The organism is Helicobacter didelphidarum (genome assembly GCF_003364195.1).
GTDB classification, from domain to species: domain Bacteria; phylum Campylobacterota; class Campylobacteria; order Campylobacterales; family Helicobacteraceae; genus Helicobacter_A; species Helicobacter_A didelphidarum.
The window spans coordinates 1-569 of record NZ_NXLQ01000192.1 but is presented as its reverse complement, the minus strand read 5'-3'; the positions used below and the strand labels follow the sequence as shown (position 1 = coordinate 569).

The 569-nt window shown below is 32.9% G+C and carries 2 protein-coding genes; both read left to right on the top strand.

All coding sequences use genetic code 11. The features are described 5' to 3' along the window. Nucleotides 1-321 (top strand): hypothetical protein (locus CQA53_RS12960; protein WP_181882487.1); only part of this gene is annotated, 321 nt, incomplete at its 5' end. Continuing rightward, on the top strand, nucleotides 321-569 hold a 249-nt coding region (locus tag CQA53_RS11875; RefSeq protein WP_147290069.1), incomplete at its 3' end, for a hypothetical protein. The genes CQA53_RS12960 and CQA53_RS11875, both read left to right, overlap by 1 nt.

Below are 569 nucleotides of genomic sequence, written 5' to 3'. Positions count from 1 at the left end.
ACAAAACTAAAAACAACACAAGATAAAGACAACCAATCATTTGCACAGAATAACAAAAAAGAAAATTTTATCACAATGGAAGGCAATGCAAAAGGTGGAGTGCGATTTAATAGAGATTTTCTTATCCAGCTTAAAAGAGTGGCAGAATGGAACTATAGAGTCTATGAGGAAAAAGAAGTTTTGCCACAGATACAAAACGAAGAAGAACGCATTGAAGAATTATCCACCAAGGATTCAAGTCCAGATGAATGGCTAGGAGGCAATCTCATCTATAATAAGTATTTTATCCCTACTAAGATAGATATACATAAGGAGTTATAATGAAAGGTGCAATATTTGCAGTAGAAGAAGTTAATTTATGGGGTGAGATTTTGAAAGAATTAGATGAAATGCGAATTAAAATTCCTGACAAAACAAAACTTCAACAATACTTTTGGAATTCAATCCTCTCCACCCTCAAATCCTATCGTCCTTCTCCCAATGGCAATGGTATCAAATGGAGTAAAGAAGAAAAAGAAGCTTTTATAAAGCTAAGCTATAAAGAACAAAGAAAAATGATAGTAAGAAAG